Origin of the sequence: Chitinophaga oryziterrae (genome assembly GCF_009758125.1) — a bacterium.
GTDB classification, from domain to species: Bacteria; Bacteroidota; Bacteroidia; order Chitinophagales; family Chitinophagaceae; genus Chitinophaga; species Chitinophaga oryziterrae.
Map to the genome: position 1 here is coordinate 418909 of NZ_WRXO01000005.1, position 16547 is coordinate 435455.

Sequence of the window (16547 nt, forward strand, 5' to 3'; positions counted from 1 at the left end):
GATACACATTTGATTGAAATTAATATCTTTGTCATAACCAAGACCCCTCCGATGGAGAATGTTTTAATTGCTACAGTTCTTAGTTTCGTGGTGACCTACTTTGCAATTCCCGTGTTAATACGGGTTGCTGAATTGAAACATCTCTATGATGAACCAGATGAACGTAAGTCACACAAACTACGCATACCAACTTTAGGGGGCATTGCCTTTTTTTCAGGATTTATTATGGCTTCTGCCGTATGTGTTCCCGCATTGGCAGATTCTCCGTTCCAGTATATGGTGGCTGCATTCCTCGTGATATTCATGGTGGGAATGAAGGACGATATAATAGGTCTTTCTCCTCTTAAGAAATTGATCGGTCAGCTGGTAGCTTCTTTTGCAGTAATATATCTTGGTAACCTGCAGATCACCGGCATGTACGGATTCCTCGGAATCGGTACCCTGGCCCCTCATTTCAGTCTGTTACTCACTTACTTTACTTTTCTTGTGATAATCAATGCGTTCAACCTGATTGATGGCGTAGATGGCCTGGCAGGTAGCATTGGTATGCTGGTTTCCGGTGTTTTAGGTACTTATTTCCTTTATACCGGCGACTTACTATATGCAGTAATGGGGTTTGCAATGGCTGGTGGCCTTGCAGCATTCCTGATCTTCAATATTTCTCCTGCACATATTTTTATGGGTGATACCGGTTCCCTGATGATAGGGTTGGTAAATTCCATCCTGATCGTGAAATTCATAGAGGAAGCGGGTAACCCTGCCGGTAAATTGCCCGTAGAGTCCGTACCTGCTGTAGCGGTCGCTATCCTTATTCTTCCACTCTTCGATACATTAAGGGTGTTTGCCATCCGTATGTTCCAGGGTAAATCTCCTTTTGCGGCAGACCGCAATCATATTCACCACTATCTGCTGGCGCTGGGTCTTAGCCACAAGCAAACTACCCTGGTATCTGTAACGGTAAATGCCGCTTATATTGCGCTGGCTTTTGCGTTACAATATATGGGGACTACTTACCTGCTGGGACTGATAGTAGGTACTGCCCTGGCTCTGACTGGCGGTGTGTACTGGATGAAGAGAAGGAAAGAATCCATGCTTCGCCCGGTTGTTATTACCGCAATACAGGACGTTGTGGAATCTTCGTCTCTTGCGCAGTCGAAAATATTACGGGTAAATCCCAAGGGAATTCTCCAGGACAAATAATTCCAGTCTTAATTTTGTAACCCTTTAAAGCATTCTTCGAGTCGTTCCGACTTTAGAATTTCAGATAAATCCTGTAGGTTTGCACGCACTTAATTATTTTTTGCTATGCAAGACGATCTAACGTTAATTATGGATGATGCTGCCGATTCCATGCAAAAAGCTATAGGACACCTGGAACTGGAACTCACCAAGATCAGGGCCGGTAAAGCAAATCCTCAGATACTGGATGGAATTACGGTAGACTATTATGGTGCGCCTACTCCGCTTCAGCAAGTAGCTAACGTGAGTGTGGCCGATGCACGTACCCTTACCATACAGCCATGGGAAAGGAATATGCTGCAACCTATCGAAAGAGCTATTATAGCTTCCAATATTGGTATTAACCCACAGAATGACGGTCAGATCATTCGTATGTTCCTGCCCCCGCTTACAGAAGAAAGAAGAAAAGAATTTGTAAAACGTGCAGCCGGTGAAGGTGAACAGGCCAAAATTGCTATCAGGAATATTCGCAGGGATGCTATTGAAGGTATCAAGAAACTGCAGAAAGATGGCTTAAGTGAGGATACTGCTAAAGATGCGGAAGCCGATATTCAGGAACTTACCAATAAATTTATAGACCTGGTCGATAAACATTTTACACAGAAAGAAAAGGAGATCATGACCGTTTAGCGATCTGTTTTATCTTATAAAAGACTCCGTTAGAAGGTAACTTCTAACGGAGTTTACATTTTAAGCTTTCTTCCTGTTTACCAGGTACATACCGGTAAGGATAATCAGCATACATCCTACCTGTAATAAAGAGATGCTTTCCCCGTCCACTAATCCCCACATCAACGCCACTACAGGCAATGCATAGGTGACCATAGACGCAAACATACCTCCCGCTTTATTGATCAGGATATAGAATAATACAGAAGCAACGCTGGTACCCATGATACCCAGGGTTACACTGGCCCCGATGGACTGCCAGGGAACATCCGGCCCTGATAACAGGCTGAAAAATCCGGAGCATATCAATACAGGTAAGGCAAACAGTCCGCAAAAGAACAGCGCTACAGATCCCAGTTGCATGGAGCTGAACCCTTTCAGGTGATTATGTACGAGGCTGATATTAATGCCATAACAAATAGTAGCAAGTACGATCCATAAGCCATAGTACCAGTAGCCCGCATCAATTCCATTGGCAGTAAATAATAATATCACTCCCAGAAATCCTATACAGATACCCAGTAACTGCTGTTTTATAATTTTCTGGTGGAAGATGAAGAAGCCTGCCAGTATAGCCATCAACGGAACAAGACCGTTTAACATACCTGCCAGGGAACTATCCACGTGGGTTTCTGCAATACAGAAAAGATAGGCTGGCAGCAGGTTTCCGAGTATTCCCGAAAGGATGATAACGGGGATTTTTTTCCTGGGTGTCTGCCCGATAAATTTTATGAAAAAAGGTAACAGCGATATGCCGGCAGACAGGATGCGTAAACTTGCCACCTGATAAGGGGTTAGGCCTATGAGACCTATTTTCATCAGGATAAAGGAACTACCCCAGGTTAATGATAATAACAGAAAAATAGTCCAGTGAATTGTGCGTTGGTTCAAGGTTGATCATTTAGGGACCCAAAGGTCTGTATAAATTGAGGATTTTTAGTTGAAAAGAACACTATGGTTTGTATTTTGTTGGAACAAGAAAAACAAAAAAATTGGCCATGAGCAAGATTAAATTATCAGATATCAGCACAACGGGCCCTAAAAAGCTGGACGAGGACAAGATAAAAGCGGACACAGAGGGGATGTTGATCCAATTGGATGAATTACAGAATCTGCTGTATGCTGAACGTAAGTGGGCTGTGCTGATAGTTATACAGGGAATGGATGCCAGTGGAAAGGATGGCCTGGTAAGCCATGTAATGAGCCGTATGAATCCATTGGGCGTAAATGTGCAGCCGTTTAAGGCGCCTACTCCGGAAGAAGCAGGACATGATTTTCTGTGGCGTATACACAAGTATGCACCGGCAAAGGGAATGATCCAGGTATTCAACCGCTCTCATTATGAAGATATACTGGTACAGCGGGTACATAAATGGATAGATGATAAGACCGCGCATAAACGAATGGATGCCATCAATGATTTTGAACGTTTGCTTGTGCAACATAACCATACTAAAATATTGAAGTTCTACCTGCACGTATCAGAGGAAGAGCAAATGGAAAGACTGAAAGAACGGACTCAAAACCCGCGCAAAATGTGGAAATACAATGAGAATGATATTAAGGAAGCGGCCTTATGGAAAAAATATATGAAAGTATATGAGGAAGCCTTTGAAAAATGTAATGAAATACCATGGACCATAGTGCCTTCGGACCATAACTGGTATAAGGAATATATAGTAGCTAAAACGTTGAGGGATACACTGGTGTCATTGAAAATGAAATATCCTGTATTACCGAAGTAATCTTCTGATGATGAGATCAATATAAAAATTTAGCTATTTTAGCGAATCCTTTCGTTCACCTTAAAAAAGTATTGTTATGTCATTCCTCAAAGAATTTAAAGAGTTTGCTACAAAAGGTAATGTAATGGACCTGGCAGTCGGCGTCATCATTGGTGGCGCCTTCGGTAAGATCGTGACGTCACTGGTGGAGAACATTCTAATGCCGGTAGTTGGTTTAGTTACGCCTGGTCAGAGTTTTGTCGATAAGTTTTTCCTTTTAAATGATAGTAAGGGAGGCCATTTTGATACGTTGGCAAAGGCGAAGGAAGCAGGTGCGCCTGTATTTGCATACGGGGCTTTTTTCCAGAGTGTCATTGACTTCGTTATTATCGCGTTTTGTATTTTTTTGCTAGTGAAATTTATGAATAGTCTTACCCGCAAGAAAGAAGCTGCACCAGCTGCAGCTCCGGAACCAACTACACAGGAAAAACTGCTCATGGAAATTCGTGATGAGCTGAAAAAGAGAGCATAATTAAGTTTGTATTACCCACTTATCCTGCTGCAGAGAAAACTATTAGTTAGTTTCCTATTTTTGCGCCCGGGACAATTTAAATACGAATGAGAAAATCCATTTTAACCGCTATTTGCGTTTTGTTATGTTTTGGTATGCTGCACGCGCAAACGGACTGGATGAAGAAATCCAGGGAAGAGGCCAGCAGTAAGATAAAGAAAGATGCCATTGATACTACCCACTTCCCCTGGAAGAAAGGAGCTATTCTCAACGTGAATGTGAACCAGGGAACGCTGAACAACTGGGCTGCGGGCGGTGATAAATTCTCTTTTTCCCTGGCATCCGCTTTTAGTGCATTTGCCTTTTACAGAAACGGGAAGCATAACTGGGATAATGTGATTGACCTTGCTTACGGGTATGTGAATACTACCAGTTTAGGTGGCCGTAAGAGTGATGACCGTATAGGATTGACATCCAAATATGGTTATGAAATTGCCAAGAGCCTGTACCTGAGTGCGTTGGTAGATTACCGTTCCCAGTTTACGAACGGTTACCTGTATGCATCTGATACAGCAAAGCCACAACTGGTATCCCGTTTTATGGCACCGGCTTATGTGCTGTTTTCTCCCGGTCTTGATTTTAAACCCAATGACCAGTTATCTGTATTCTTCTCTCCTGTTACTGCCCGTTACGTAATTGTGATGGATGATCACCTGGCAGCGCAGGGCGCTTTTGGTGTAGACACAGGTAAACATGTTAAATCTGAGTTTGGTGCTTATTTTTCCTTTAACTGGGTAAGCCAGATTGCGAAGAATATTGTGTACAAAACCAGGTGTGATCTATTCTCCGATTATAAACATAACCCGCAGAATATTGATGTGTTCTGGACCAATACCCTGAATTTGCAGGTAAACAGGCATATATCCGCCAATATCTCCCTGGATATGATCTATGACGACGATGTGAAAGTGTTTGAAAACACCAAAACCGGTGTGATGGGGCCCAGACTGCAAATAAAAGAGGTTATCGGGGTCGGGTTTACGGCAAAGTTCTGATGAGCGGGATTTTGCCTACTTTTGGTAACCTTTGCACCATTATATGAATGATCATAGTTACAAAATAAAGCTCCCACAGTTTGAGGGACCGTTTGATCTCCTGCTTTTCTTTATAGAAAGAGATGAGCTTGATATCTATAATATTCCTATCAATACCATTACGCAGGACTTCCTGACTTATATCCATCACCTGGAACAGCTGAATATTGAGCAGGCCAGTGAGTTTATACTGTTTGTATCTACCCTGATGCGTATCAAGGCCAAAATGCTGATCCCGCGTAAAGAGCTGGATGAGCAGGGTATTGAGATAGATCCACGGCAGGAACTGATAGATAAGATCATGGAATACAAGCGTTTCAAACAGGCAGCGGCAGAACTGGCAGAAAGAGAAGCCGACCGTATGCTGCAGGTGAAACGTGGTAATATTGCCAAAGAACTGGCTACCATTGGTGAGCTAACCAGCGAAGGTACTGAGGTACAGACGCTTACGCTCTTCAAACTGACCAAAACCTTTGAAAAGGTGATGCAAAGAGTGAAGCAGCGGGATAACAAGCCCCAGCACGTTGTATATAAGTACGATTATACGATGGAAGGCTCCCGTGAATACATGATAGAGCTGGCCAGCAAGGAGAAAACCATGTCATTTGAGAAGATGTTCGATCATTGCCACGACCGTGTACATGCGATATTCCTGTTCCTGGGTATGCTGGAACTGGTGCAGATGAAGTACCTGGGGATTATGGTAGGAGAAGGACGTAATAATTTTATCATCGATTATATAGAACCAGAAGACCGGGAAGTAGAAATTGCCGGTGTTTTCGAATGAGTGAAAAAAGAAACCATATAGAAGTAGTTTCCTTACCGGAATATGCACATACAGACCCTAAGTTTGTTGTGTCCGGCCTGTGCGAACTGGGAGATGGTTTCTTTGCCCAGAATGGTATTGCGCACCGCCACGATTTCTATACCATCTACTGGATCAGGAAAGGGCAGATGCAGCATACCATAGATACAGTTACCCATGCTGTAAAAAAGAATATGTTATTCTTCCTGGCCCCGGGCCAGGTGCATAAAATGGAGTTTAGTGAGAAGGTGGAAGGGTATATGATTGCCTTTCAGGATGCCTTTATGTGTCTGAAAGACCAGGCAGCCACCCTGATGGGCATTAACTCATCCCTGTTCTTCAATAACCAGTTCAGCAGCGTGATCACCCTTAACCCGGAACAGGAAAAGGAGTTTGATATGCTGGTACATATGATGATGAAGGAGCTGAGACAGCAGGCTACTGAATATGAAACGGCTTTACACGGGCTGTTGCGTTATTTCCTGGTGCTGGCTTCGCGTATAAAGGGAAGCAGTATGATCGCCACCCCGGAACAGCATGCTACGCATAACAGTTCCCAGTTTCTGCAATTTAAAAACCTGATAGAAGAGAAATATACCATATTAAAGAATGTATCGGATTATGCTGCTTTATTGCATATTAAACCCGTGCTGTTAAACGAGATCAGCAAACAATTGTCTGGTATCACAGCAGGAGAGCATATCCGTAACCGCGTTATCCTCGAAGCCCAACGTTATTTATACAATACCGACCTTTCTGCAAAAGAGATAGCCTACAAACTGGGCTTTGAAGATCCCCATTACTTCAGCCGTTTTTTCAAGAAATACACCAGTCAGACGCCCTCAGAATTTAAGGAAGCGTCCCGGGCGAATGTGTAAGTAAAAAAAATAGTCCACCACTTAAGTCTTTTTATCCATTTCCAATATTTGTTGCAACAGTTAATTTTGTATTGTAATTCGGAAGTGACAGAAGATAAAGTGAAAGAGACAACAGATAATGTGAAAAGATCAGGTAGCTGGCATAGTTATGGGGCAATACCCCGGATGTCTGCGAATCCTGAAGGCATATCAATATCACATCCTTCAATAAAATTAAAAAACTTAAAACACTAAATTTAAAATCATGGCAACCTGGAAAATTGATCCAACTCACAGTGATGTAGAATTCAAGATTAAACATTTAATGATCACCAATGTTACTGGTTATTTCGGTAAATACGATGCAACCGTAGAAACTGCCGGTGATGATTTTACTGACGCTAAAATCACCTTTGAAGCGGATGTAGCAAGCATTACAACAAAGAATGCAGACCGTGATCAGCACCTGCAGGCAGAAGATTTCTTCCATGCAGCACTGTATCCTAAAATTATTTTCGTATCTACTTCTGTAAAGAAAGTTGACAACGAAACTTTAAAAATAAGTGGTGACCTGACTATGCGCGGTGTTACTAAACCAGTAGTATTAGATGTAGAATATAGCGGCATTGTTAAAGACCCATACGGTCAGACTAAGGCAGGCTTTGAAGTAAAAGGAAAGATCAACAGAAAGGAATTTGGGGTTTCATTCAACGCAATAACAGACAATGGTGGCGTGATGCTGGGTGAAGAAGTGAAATTGCAGGCTAGTGTGCAGTTAGTGAAACAGGCGTAAGGCGGATTTTCTGGCGATAACCATTGCAGCTAAAGAACAACGGACAGGATAAGGAATCAACAGCAAAAGGGGGAAACGGAATAACATTAATGCAATGGGTGTGAAGTGAGAATTTGTTGAAGGATTGATTGCCAGAGATAGTGTGTAGCCGGATGAAGCAATTCATCCGGCTTTTTGCGTGTGGAGAAAAATCTACGTAACGTGTTTATTTGTGAGACAAAAAGAAGTAGTATTTTGAGACACTAATCAATGCTCATATTCTTTAATCCATACAAAATTTTTTAATCATGAAGAGAACTGCATCTGCTAACTGGCAAGGTACCGGCAAAGAAGGGAAAGGAACTGTAAGCACTCAGTCAGGCGTATTAAGCAACACCGCTTATTCTTACAAGAGCCGTTTTGAAGAAGGTATTGGTACTAACCCGGAAGAGCTGATAGGCGCTGCACATGCCGGCTGTTATACTATGAAGCTCAGTTTCCTGTTATCTGGCGCTGGTTTCACGCCCGAGAACATCGATACAAAAGCGACTATTACTTTAGATAATGGCGCTGTTACCAGCAGTCATCTGGAAGTAACTGTAAAAGCAGCAGGACTGGAGCAGGACAAATTTGCTGAACTGGCAGAAGACGCCAAGAACAATTGTCCTATCTCTAAACTGCTGAACGCAGAGATTACACTGGACGCTAAACTTGCATAAATAATTTGAGGAGCGTAAATCTCCCGATTTATTGATAGCTCCGTTAAGTGCGACGTGTTACAAACACGTCGTGCCCAACGGAGCTATCGACTTTTGGAGCACTATTTTTGTTCCCTTGCAAACGTCAAATTATCCACTCTTTTCTTTAATCCATCCATTCCCTGCATAACAATATATCAGGACCTTTGTAGTAGAAAAAAGGAGATATTGTTATGGAAAAGATCATTCACAGGGCAGCGTCCCGGAGCTTTTCAAATCATGGCTGGTTGCAGAGTTATCATACATTCAGTTTTGCAGGATATTACAACGAGGAACGTATTCATTTTGGCGCATTGCGTGTATTAAATGATGATATGGTAAAGGGCGGTATGGGCTTTGGTACACATCCGCACGATAATATGGAAATAGTTTCCATTCCCTTACATGGAGCATTGGAGCACCGCGATAATACCGGCAGACATGAAGTGATCCGTACAAATGAAGTACAGATTATGAGTGCTGGTTCAGGCATTGTACACTCAGAATTTAATGCATCGAAAACTGATCCTGTCAGTTTTTTACAGATATGGGTGTTCCCTAAATTACGTGATATCACGCCAAGGTATCAGCAGCAGGCATTTGAGCCTACCGGAAGGAATAATAAATTGCAGGTAGTCGTGTCTCCTGAACATGAAAGTGGTGCGTTACTCATTAACCAGGACGCATGGTTTTCATTAGGGAAATTTGATGCAGGTAATACTGTGGACATTGTATCGAAAATGGCACAGCAGGGAAGTTATTTATTAGTATTGGAAGGAGAGGTGGAAGTAGCCGGAGAAGTGCTGCAACGCCGCGATGCTATTGGGTTAACAGATTTTGATAAGGTGACGGTGAAGGCACTTAAAGCAACAGAGTTTTTGTTGATTGATGTTCCAATGAACTAATATCTGTATTAAAAGATAATTTGGATGTATAAATTATTTTGGAAAGGGTTATCACGGCGCAGTCCGGTGATAACCCTTTTTTATTAATTGTAAAAAGGTTTGTAACTTAGAAATACGTACTAACAGGCTATTGTATTTGCGACAGAAAGATTGTTTTTCTTATCATTCACGCTAAAATCAATACATATGGAAGTTTCCGCTCAAATTTCAGAGCTTGAACAGATTAATGACTGGAAGGCAGAAGTAGAATCTGCAAGAGATGCCATCCGGTCTATGCGTAGCCAGCTTGAGCAGGCGGTATTACGCACTACAGATGAAGATGACCGAGTTCAGATCGAACATTTTCAGAATCAGTTTATCCGGCAGATGGAAGTAGCTGATGAAATGCACCACGACCTCAGGCAATCCGCAAAAAAGATCAATGGCAAGCTACCTGTGTTACATGATGACAGGCCGGTAGATAACCTTGAAACGCTGAATGACCGCATGCATACATTCAGGAAATTATATAGTGAATTACAGAAAGAGTTTGGTGAGTTTATCGCCTTCTCATAACCTAGTCAAATTTCAATTACGACTGACGGAGTTACCGGATAGCTTGTGCAGGTAAGTATAAATCCCTGTGCAAGTTCCTTATCCGTTAATACTTCATTCCAGGCCATCCATGTTTTCCCCTCCCTGCAACGGGCCGTGCAGGATCCACATACCCCGCCCCTGCAGCTATATGGGAGGGGATGCCCCTGTGCCAGTGCAGCATTCAATATTGTCATGTTGCCTGGTACGGATAAATGATACTCTCCTTTATTTGTTCTCAGCAATACTTCCTTTATCGTATTATCATCCGGTTTACCCATCCTGGCTAACTGAGGAGAGGTGTTCACTACAAAGTTCTCTTTGTGTAACTGTTCTTCTGCAAAGCCCATGAAGGTGAGCGTGAGCATAATCATGCGCATGTAATCGGGCGGGCCACATACGAAGAATTGTGCATCTGAATGATTAAAGCGCATTTGCGATTTTACGAGAGGCTCTAATAGAATATTGCTAAGTCTTCTGTAAGCTGACTTGTTTTCTTCATTGTCATTGCTGAAGAAATACATTAAATGTAACTGGCTGTTGAATTGCTTTTCCAGTTTTTGCAGTTGATGATAGAAGATCGTACGTTCGTGAGAAGTGTTGCTGTATATTAGTTTTACGTGTGTATCCGGTTCGGTATGCAGAATGTGTTTCAGCAAAGAGAACAGTGGCGTGATACCACTGCCGGCGCCGAATAAAAAGATATCTCTTTTGTTTTTATGATCGTTCAGTGTGAACCTGCCGGAAGGTTGTATACAGGTGATAGTATCCCCTGCTTTCCAGTTGCGCAGGATGTGCCGGGAGATCTCTCCATTTTCTTTTTTTCTTATCGTAACGGCCGGAAAAGGATCAATACCGGGGGTGGAACTGAATGAATAGGAACGGCGGTATTCTGTACCGTGTAAATTGATGAGGAAGGTAAGGAACTGCCCCGGAAGATAGGAGAAAGGTGCTCCTTCCAGTATGTAAGTAAATGCGTCAGCTGTTTCCCGGATGACCTCTTTTATCTGGAGACGTAAGTACAGTTCGTTCATCGGATAAAAGTAAAAAACAAAAGCCGAAGCGCATACGCCCCGGCTTTTGTTTTTTTTACTTATTGTATAACCTTATCAGGCAGTAACTGTAATCTTATCTTTCAGCATTTCCCTGGCCACTTTAGCGATGCCGGTAGCATCGTAACCACATTCGCGGTGCAGATCTTCGGGTTTGCCATGTTCAATGATACGATCCGGGATACCCAGGATACGTACGCTGGCTTTATAACCATGCTGCGCCATGAATTCCAGGATAGCGCTACCGAACCCGCCGGTGATAGCCGCATCTTCAACCGTGATAACCTTGTCGAATTCGCTGAATATCTCATGCAGTAAGGCTTCGTCCAGTGGTTTCACAAAGCGCATATCGTAATGGGCAGGCTGTAAGCCATCTGCCAGTAGTTCTTTGCATGCTTCTGTAACGAAGTTACCGGGATGCCCCAGGGAGAGGATAGCAATATCCTTACCGCTGCGGATCTTACGACCGGTACCGATCTTTATTTCTTTGAACGGCTGACGCCATTCCGGCATAACACCCTGTCCTCTTGGATAACGGATCACAAAAGGTTGTTGCATGGTTGGCAACTGGGCGGTATACATCAGGTTACGCATTTCTTCCTCATTCATCGGGGCGCTGATGATCACGTTAGGTACGCAACGCATGTACGCAATGTCGTAAGCACCATGATGGGTAGGGCCATCTTCACCCACAACACCCGCACGGTCCAGGCAGAATACTACAGGGAGCTTCTGGATGGCTACATCATGGAGAGCCTGGTCGTAAGCACGCTGGAAGAAGGAAGAGTAGATGTTACAGAATACGCGCATCCCCTGGGTAGCCAGACCGGCAGAGAGGGTAACGGCATGCTGTTCACAGATACCCACGTCGAAGGCGCGGTCCGGCATCTGTTCCATCATGAATTTGAGGGAGGAACCGGAAGGCATGGCAGGAGTAATACCCATGATGGTTTTATTCAGTTCTGCCAGTTCTATGAGGGTATGACCAAAAACGTCCTGGTATTTAGGCGGTTGAGGTGTTTCTACTACTTTTTTGAAGATTTCTCCGGTGATTTTATCGAACAGTCCGGGTGCATGCCAGGTGGTCTGGTCCTTTTCTGCCAGCGCATAGCCTTTACCTTTGGTGGTAACGATATGCAGCAGTTTGGGGCCGGGGATATCCTTCAGGTCCTGGAGGGTATCAACCAGTTTGATGATGTTATGACCGTCGATGGGGCCGAAGTAACGCAGTTTGAGCGCTTCAAACAGGTTACTGGAGCTGGACACTACGCCTTTGAGGCTGGCTTCCAGTTTGGATGCCATATCCCGGGTAAAGCGTTTGCCGATCGGCAGTTTGCCCAGCATATGCCATACATCATCTCTCAGTTTGTTATAGGTTGGAGAGGTGGTGATGTCTGTTAAATATTCTTTCAGCGCGCCCACATTCGGATCTATGGACATGCAGTTATCGTTCAGGATAATGAGTACGTTCGCATTGGCAACTCCCGCGTGGTTGAGGGCTTCGAAGGCCATACCGGCAGTCATGGCACCATCGCCTATCACAGCAATGTGCTGGCGGTCGGCTTCTCCTTTGTATTTGGAAGCGATGGCCATGCCCAGGGCAGCGGAGATGGAAGTGGAAGAGTGTCCTACACCAAAGGTATCGTAGGGGCTTTCATCCCTTTTAGGGAAGCCGCTGAGGCCTTTGTACTTACGATTGGTATGAAATACGTCCCGGCGTCCGGTCAGTATTTTGTGTCCGTAGGCCTGATGTCCTACATCCCATACCAGCTGGTCATAGGGGGTATTAAATACATAATGCAACGCTACGGTCAGTTCAATCACACCCAGGCTGGCCGCAAAGTGCCCGCCATGTACGCTTACTACGTCAATAATGAACTGGCGGAGCTCTTCGCTCACTTCATGCAACTGCTCTTTACTCAGCTTCCGCAAGTCCGTAGGGGTTTCGATCTTGCCCAACAGGGGGCCCGGCGTTATATTCATACTAATTGGATGCAGGATTTTAATGAGCAAAAATACAGATTAATGTGCACATGTCCAGAATCCATTCATCTGCACATTATCACATCTGCACATCTGCTCACCCACTCATAACATTTGGGTTCAGGTGGGGGGACGGCAACGCTATTTTTGAAATGTAGGAGTAGTTTACTAATTTCAGGATAGATGTTTAAACGAATATCAAAATATTGGTGGTGCCAGTTGCTGGGGTGGTTGGCTTATTTCGTGGTCAATATCTTCTTTGCCTATTCATTTGCGGGTGACGTAGAAACCTCTTATGTGATCAATCTGTTGCTTATTATGGGCTGCGGGCTTGTAGCTACGCATGTATCCAGGAGTATCCTGGTGCGTATCAACTGGTTTCAGTACAGTTATGAGGCGCAGATGTTGCTCTTTATTCTGTTAACGGTAAGTTCCGGGGTCTTTATTTATGTGGAGTATATCATTGTAGGGAACTTTTTCCGCCATTCCTGGCAGCAAAAGGGATTTACGGATACGAAAACGGTGAATTACCTGTTATCCATGTTCCTGATTACGGCTATCTGGTGGCTGATCTACTTTGTATGGCATTATATAGAAAGGAGCGGCAACGCTCAGGTAGATAAGCTGAAACTGGAGAGTACGGTAAAGGAACTGGAGCTGAAAACGATTAAGGCGCAGTTGAATCCACACTTTATTTTTAACGCCCTCAACAGTATCAGGGCGCTGGTGGATGAGAACCCTAAAAGGGCCAGAACGGCTATTACGGAGCTGTCTAACATCCTTCGAAGCTCTATGCAGGTGGAAAAGGCAGAAACCGTCAGCCTGGAAAATGAGTTGAATATAGTAAAGGATTACCTTGCATTAGAAACGATACGGTTTGAAGAAAGATTACAGGTAAGGTATAACATTGACCAGGAAACGCTGGTGTTGCCTATTCCTCCTATGATGTTACAGACATTGGTCGAAAACGCGATTAAACATGGTATTTCCCGTACTATTACAGGTGGAATGGTGATCATCAGCTCTTATGTGAAGAATATGCAGCACGAGATCACGGTGGAGAATACGGGACAGATAACGGAAGAGCGGTCAGAGCATGGGTTTGGTCTGCAAAGTACCCGGCAAAGGTTAAGCCTGCTATACAGCAAAAAAGCATCCTTCGATATTTATAACAAAAACGACGAAACGGTAGAAGCGAAAGTAATTATGCCGTTATTTTAAATAATAGTAGCTCATGAAAAAAGCTTTAATCATTGATGATGAACGCCTGGCCAGAAGTGAACTGAAGAAATTACTGGCAGATCATCCGGAGATAGTGGTAGTAGGGGAAGCTGTAAATGCGAAAGATGGTCTGGAGAAGATAGAAACACTGCATCCCGATCTTCTTTTCCTGGATATACAGATGCCTGACAAGACAGGATTTGACCTGCTGGCAGAACTGGAAAAGGCCCCGCAGGTGATTTTTACCACGGCTTATGATGAGCATGCTTTGAAGGCGTTTGAATACAATGCGCTGGATTACCTGTTAAAGCCTATAGAGCCGAAGAGACTGGCGGATGCGATCCATAAGCTGCATCAGCTGGAAGAGAAGGAGAGACAGGCGGAAGTGGGCGCTATCCGCACCATTCTTTCTGAGAACGACCAGGTATTTGTAAAAGACGGAGATCGCTGCTGGTTTGTGAAACTGCAGGAGATCCGTTTGTTTGAGAGTGTGGGCAACTATGCCAGGGTGTATTTTGAAGGGAATAAACCTTTGATACTGAAGTCTTTGAATGCGTTGGAAGAGCGATTGGACGAGCGGACTTTTTTCAGGGCGAACCGTAAGCATATTGTGAATTTGCGGATGATAGAGAAGATAGATACTTACTTTAACGGCGGGTTATTACTGGAAATGCGTGGAGGGGAAAAGATTGAAGTGAGTCGCCGGCAGGCGGTGAAGTTTAAGGAGATGATGAGTTTGTAGGACAATTGTATAAAAAGAGAAGGCCAGCATTAGCTGGCCTTCTCTTTTTCTTTTACAGAAAGAATTAATTATTTAAAGACGGGTGCGGCATGCACGGCGTCGGCAATTTCTTTGATGAGAGAGGTATCTTTCTCAATAGCGTTCCCTACTACGATGATATCAGCCCCTGCTTTGCAGTTAAGGTAGGCTTTTTCAGCGTCACGGATACCGCCGCCAACGATAATGGGGGCGCTTACCTGGCTGGCCACGCGGGCGATCATGCTTTCGGTGATGGCTTTACGGGCACCGCTGCCGGCATCCATATAGACTACTTTCATACCCAGCATTTCACCGGCAATAGCTGTACACATGGCGATATCGTCCTTGTCTGCAGGGATAGGGCTGGTATTACTGATGTATGAAACAGTGGTTGGGGCACCGCCATCAATGACCATATAACCGGTAGAAATTACTTCCAGTCCGCTTTTCTTTACCGCAGGGGCGGATAAAACATGCTGACCAATGAGTAATTCCGGATTACGGCCTGATATAACGGACAGGTACAACAGCGCATCTGCGTAGCGGGAAACCTGGGAAGGGCTTCCGGGAAACAAAACTACCGGAATGTCACAGCTGCTTTTAAGCTGCTGAACACACTCATCGAGGTGATGAGTAATTACAAGACTACCGCCGAGAAAAATATAATCGACTTTAGCAGCAATGCATTTTGCAGCCAGGTCGGTTATTCCAGCAGGAGTAACCTTGTCCGGATCAATTAGAACCGCAAAAGATTTAACACCCTTTGCTTTCTTTTCGATGAAGGAATTGTAGATTTTATTGAGCATTAAAATAGCATTGTTCCGGTTGTCGCAAATGTATAAATTTTTCGGTAATAAGTCACATTGTTAGATAAATATGCATGCGATTCATTTTTGATTCGAAAAAATGCACTGCCCGCCCGGGTTTTATTTGTCTTAACGTACAAGCATTAGGCCATTCTCCACAGAGAAACGGATAACTGGCTAAAAGGTTACTTTTTACTCATATGCAATAAAAATATATTTTTTTGCTGGCTTGAGCAACAGAAAATTTGCAGGAGATGAGGCCGCTGGTACTGCATATTGCTACTTTTTAATGTGTTATAGATGTGTTAAAGAAGGTTGGAATGGCTTTAACAGCATGGTTTTCAGGTAAATTAACGAAATCAGTCAGTTTTTGAGATTGCCTGAAAGTGAGTGTGGTGGCTGGTTTTAGCGTTTCTTACACTGAACCCTTTGTTAATGATTTGTTATTGAGGCCTTAAAATTTCAAAGAAAAATAACATGCCCTTACATTTGTATTCAAATAGGGTTTTCATAGGATAGTAACAAATTGAGGGCGCCTTTCCAGGTGCCCTTACTTTTTTCCCCACAATCAGATTCCTGCTTATTTTTAGAGAATTCTCCTTTTATTTTCGCTGTTTATTGGTTTTAGCATGTTCCTGCTCTTATTATTCACTGCTGACATCGTTGGCTGATAAATACATTCCCGACTATAATTCTATTACATGTTACAACTTTAAGTTGAAATTTTTATCATTTTATTATATTTTTTCTTTTTTTACCCTCGTTGATCTAATAAAATGAAATATTTCTGACTAATATACAAGATACTATCTCACTATAAATTTTATTTATATTTGTTT

17 protein-coding genes are annotated in these 16547 nt (G+C 43.4%); 13 read left to right on the plus strand and 4 right to left on the minus strand.

Features of this window, described 5'->3' with window-relative positions:
* The first annotated feature begins 51 nt into the window (after nucleotides 1-51).
* Nucleotides 52-1200 (plus strand): glycosyltransferase family 4 protein, encoded by a 1149-nt coding sequence (locus GO495_RS19335; protein ID WP_157301359.1) that lies wholly within the window; start codon nucleotides 52-54, stop codon nucleotides 1198-1200.
* Nucleotides 1201-1305: 105 nt separating this feature from the next.
* A complete protein-coding gene (gene frr, locus GO495_RS19340; protein WP_089781043.1) occupies nucleotides 1306-1869 on the plus strand; it encodes a ribosome recycling factor in 564 nt (187 codons plus the stop codon).
* Between the two features lie 60 nt (nucleotides 1870-1929).
* Here frr and GO495_RS19345 read toward each other — a convergent pair whose 3' ends face one another.
* Nucleotides 1930-2799 (minus strand): DMT family transporter, encoded by an 870-nt coding sequence (locus GO495_RS19345; protein WP_157301360.1) that lies wholly within the window; start codon nucleotides 2797-2799, stop codon nucleotides 1930-1932.
* Nucleotides 2800-2906: 107 nt separating this feature from the next.
* On the opposite strand from GO495_RS19345, the gene GO495_RS19350 reads away from it, so the two are divergent.
* The 9 genes from GO495_RS19350 to GO495_RS19390 all read left to right on the plus strand — a co-directional run bounded on the left by GO495_RS19350 (nucleotide 2907) and on the right by GO495_RS19390 (nucleotide 9868).
* Complete coding sequence (locus GO495_RS19350) at nucleotides 2907-3653, plus strand: PPK2 family polyphosphate kinase (RefSeq protein WP_157301361.1); 747 nt, start codon at nucleotides 2907-2909, stop codon at nucleotides 3651-3653.
* 76 nt (nucleotides 3654-3729) lie between these two features.
* Nucleotides 3730-4164, plus strand: coding sequence for a large conductance mechanosensitive channel protein MscL (gene mscL / locus GO495_RS19355; RefSeq protein WP_157301362.1), 435 nt, complete (start codon nucleotides 3730-3732; stop codon nucleotides 4162-4164).
* A gap of 86 nt (nucleotides 4165-4250) precedes the next feature.
* Complete coding sequence (locus tag GO495_RS19360; protein ID WP_157301363.1) at nucleotides 4251-5198, plus strand: DUF3078 domain-containing protein; 948 nt, start codon at nucleotides 4251-4253, stop codon at nucleotides 5196-5198.
* Between the two features lie 43 nt (nucleotides 5199-5241).
* On the plus strand, nucleotides 5242-6024 hold the full coding sequence (locus GO495_RS19365) for a segregation and condensation protein A (protein ID WP_157301364.1): 783 nt from the start codon (nucleotides 5242-5244) through the stop codon (nucleotides 6022-6024).
* Nucleotides 6021-6920, plus strand: a complete 900-nt coding sequence (locus tag GO495_RS19370) for a helix-turn-helix domain-containing protein (protein ID WP_157301365.1) — start codon at nucleotides 6021-6023, stop codon at nucleotides 6918-6920. The genes GO495_RS19365 and GO495_RS19370 overlap by 4 nt, the downstream gene beginning before the upstream one ends.
* Before the next feature lie 244 nt (nucleotides 6921-7164).
* Entirely contained in the window at nucleotides 7165-7692 is a 528-nt protein-coding gene (locus GO495_RS19375) for a YceI family protein (RefSeq protein WP_157301366.1), read from the plus strand.
* 287 nt (nucleotides 7693-7979) lie between these two features.
* Nucleotides 7980-8390, plus strand: a complete 411-nt coding sequence (locus tag GO495_RS19380) for an OsmC family protein (protein WP_157301367.1) — start codon at nucleotides 7980-7982, stop codon at nucleotides 8388-8390.
* A gap of 212 nt (nucleotides 8391-8602) precedes the next feature.
* A complete protein-coding gene (locus GO495_RS19385; protein ID WP_157301368.1) occupies nucleotides 8603-9313 on the plus strand; it encodes a pirin family protein in 711 nt (236 codons plus the stop codon).
* Between the two features lie 186 nt (nucleotides 9314-9499).
* Nucleotides 9500-9868, plus strand: a complete 369-nt coding sequence (locus GO495_RS19390) for a hypothetical protein (RefSeq protein WP_157301369.1) — start codon at nucleotides 9500-9502, stop codon at nucleotides 9866-9868.
* A gap of 5 nt (nucleotides 9869-9873) precedes the next feature.
* On the opposite strand, the gene GO495_RS19395 is transcribed toward GO495_RS19390, so the two are convergent.
* Nucleotides 9874-10920, minus strand: coding sequence for a ferredoxin--NADP reductase (locus GO495_RS19395; RefSeq protein WP_157301370.1), 1047 nt, complete (start codon nucleotides 10918-10920; stop codon nucleotides 9874-9876).
* 75 nt (nucleotides 10921-10995) lie between these two features.
* A complete protein-coding gene (gene dxs / locus GO495_RS19400) occupies nucleotides 10996-12921 on the minus strand; it encodes a 1-deoxy-D-xylulose-5-phosphate synthase (RefSeq protein WP_157301371.1) in 1926 nt (641 codons plus the stop codon).
* 183 nt (nucleotides 12922-13104) lie between these two features.
* On the opposite strand from dxs, the gene GO495_RS19405 reads away from it, so the two are divergent.
* Complete coding sequence (locus GO495_RS19405) at nucleotides 13105-14142, plus strand: sensor histidine kinase (RefSeq protein WP_157301372.1); 1038 nt, start codon at nucleotides 13105-13107, stop codon at nucleotides 14140-14142.
* A 13-nt stretch (nucleotides 14143-14155) separates the two neighbouring features.
* Nucleotides 14156-14884, plus strand: a complete 729-nt coding sequence (locus tag GO495_RS19410) for a LytR/AlgR family response regulator transcription factor (RefSeq protein WP_089781012.1) — start codon at nucleotides 14156-14158, stop codon at nucleotides 14882-14884.
* 68 nt (nucleotides 14885-14952) lie between these two features.
* On the opposite strand, the gene GO495_RS19415 is transcribed toward GO495_RS19410, so the two are convergent.
* On the minus strand, nucleotides 14953-15708 hold the full coding sequence (locus GO495_RS19415; RefSeq protein ID WP_157301373.1) for a phosphoglycerol geranylgeranyltransferase: 756 nt from the start codon (nucleotides 15706-15708) through the stop codon (nucleotides 14953-14955).
* Nucleotides 15709-16547: the final 839 nt, after the last annotated feature.

What these genes read in the sequence shown, in the direction of transcription:
- GO495_RS19370 (WP_157301365.1), top strand. Translation starts at nt 6,021, where the DNA reads ATGAGTGAAAAAAGAAACCATATAGAAGTAGTTTCCTTACCGGAATAT.
- GO495_RS19395 (WP_157301370.1), bottom strand. Translation starts at nt 10,920, where the DNA reads ATGAACGAACTGTACTTACGTCTCCAGATAAAAGAGGTCATCCGGGAA.
- GO495_RS19415 (WP_157301373.1), bottom strand. Translation starts at nt 15,708, where the DNA reads ATGCTCAATAAAATCTACAATTCCTTCATCGAAAAGAAAGCAAAGGGT.
- GO495_RS19335 (WP_157301359.1), top strand. Translation starts at nt 52, where the DNA reads ATGGAGAATGTTTTAATTGCTACAGTTCTTAGTTTCGTGGTGACCTAC.
- frr (WP_089781043.1), top strand. Translation starts at nt 1,306, where the DNA reads ATGCAAGACGATCTAACGTTAATTATGGATGATGCTGCCGATTCCATG.
- GO495_RS19390 (WP_157301369.1), top strand. Translation starts at nt 9,500, where the DNA reads ATGGAAGTTTCCGCTCAAATTTCAGAGCTTGAACAGATTAATGACTGG.
- GO495_RS19360 (WP_157301363.1), top strand. Translation starts at nt 4,251, where the DNA reads ATGAGAAAATCCATTTTAACCGCTATTTGCGTTTTGTTATGTTTTGGT.
- dxs (WP_157301371.1), bottom strand. Translation starts at nt 12,921, where the DNA reads ATGAATATAACGCCGGGCCCCCTGTTGGGCAAGATCGAAACCCCTACG.
- GO495_RS19410 (WP_089781012.1), top strand. Translation starts at nt 14,156, where the DNA reads ATGAAAAAAGCTTTAATCATTGATGATGAACGCCTGGCCAGAAGTGAA.
- mscL (WP_157301362.1), top strand. Translation starts at nt 3,730, where the DNA reads ATGTCATTCCTCAAAGAATTTAAAGAGTTTGCTACAAAAGGTAATGTA.
- GO495_RS19375 (WP_157301366.1), top strand. Translation starts at nt 7,165, where the DNA reads ATGGCAACCTGGAAAATTGATCCAACTCACAGTGATGTAGAATTCAAG.
- GO495_RS19365 (WP_157301364.1), top strand. Translation starts at nt 5,242, where the DNA reads ATGAATGATCATAGTTACAAAATAAAGCTCCCACAGTTTGAGGGACCG.
- GO495_RS19385 (WP_157301368.1), top strand. Translation starts at nt 8,603, where the DNA reads ATGGAAAAGATCATTCACAGGGCAGCGTCCCGGAGCTTTTCAAATCAT.
- GO495_RS19405 (WP_157301372.1), top strand. Translation starts at nt 13,105, where the DNA reads ATGTTTAAACGAATATCAAAATATTGGTGGTGCCAGTTGCTGGGGTGG.
- GO495_RS19350 (WP_157301361.1), top strand. Translation starts at nt 2,907, where the DNA reads ATGAGCAAGATTAAATTATCAGATATCAGCACAACGGGCCCTAAAAAG.
- GO495_RS19380 (WP_157301367.1), top strand. Translation starts at nt 7,980, where the DNA reads ATGAAGAGAACTGCATCTGCTAACTGGCAAGGTACCGGCAAAGAAGGG.